Origin of the sequence: Barnesiella sp. CU968 (assembly GCF_905219685.1) — a bacterium.
Taxonomy (GTDB): Bacteria; Bacteroidota; Bacteroidia; order Bacteroidales; family Muribaculaceae; genus Lepagella; species Lepagella muris_A.
Window position 1 is genome coordinate 1 of the sequence record NZ_CAJMXD010000601.1, and the last position, 1,027, is coordinate 1,027.

Annotated in this window: 1 protein-coding gene; it reads left to right on the forward strand. The window is 45.4% G+C overall.

The annotated features are described in order from the left end of the window. Positions 1-101: 101 nt before the first annotated feature. Positions 102-947, forward strand: a complete 846-nt coding sequence (lgt, locus tag JX312_RS13955; RefSeq protein ID WP_172469333.1) for a prolipoprotein diacylglyceryl transferase — start codon at positions 102-104, stop codon at positions 945-947. The last annotated feature ends 80 nt before the right edge of the window (positions 948-1,027 follow it).

Sequence of the window (1,027 nt, forward strand, 5' to 3'; positions counted from 1 at the left end):
TTTGACATGGACGGTCTCCGTGACCTTCTCGGCAAACGCAGAAGATGATACATGTTAGAAACTTATTATAACAATACTGAAAACTAATCTCCGTACATATTATGCTGAATTTCGTATACTGGAATGCCGACCCGATATTATTCTCACTCGGTCCCATATCCGTAAGATGGTATGGCTTGATGTTTGCCATTGGTTTCACAATCGGTTACTGGCTTGTCGCCAAGATGTTCAGACATGAGGGAGCACCGGAAAAATGGCTTGGAACACTTTTGATGTACATAGTCATAGCCACAATTGTCGGCTCCCGTCTGGGACATGTCTTCTTTTACGAATGGGGCTATTATTCACAGCACCCTGCAGAAATTTTCAAAATATGGGAAGGAGGCCTTGCCAGTCACGGAGGCACCATAGCCAATATAATCGCTTTGTTCCTTTTCTCGTGGCTTGTCTCAAAAAAGCCGGCTTCCTGGGTGTTCGACAAGATAGTGATAGCCATTGCTCTTGTCGGAGGACTGATACGGCTCGGAAACCTGATGAACAGCGAAATATATGGAGGACCAACGGATCTGCCGTGGGGATTCGTGTTTCTTCGCAACGGAGAGACGCTTCCGGCTCATCCTACACAGATATATGAAGCACTCTGCTATTTCGCTCTTTTCGGTCTTCTGATGTGGATGTATTGGAAAAAGAACGCAGAAGAGCGCCCGTGGCTCATTACCGGTGTGTTCTTTATAGGAATCTTCCTGCCGCGCTTCCTTATAGAATATGTAAAGAACGTACAGGTGCAGTCTGAATACGAAATGATTGCCCGATACGGCATGAACCTCGGTCAGATGCTCAGCATACCGTTCATTCTGATTGGTATTATCCTCGTAATCCGGGCATTGACCCAACCCAGAAAGCACTTAACCTTCCCCAACCGGTTTGCCGATGAGAAAAAGGCATGAAATGCTGTAAAAACAAATCCTCAAGACGAGTTCAATATAAAAAACCATAAGCAGCAGAAAACCAGAGGGTGGGTTTTTTT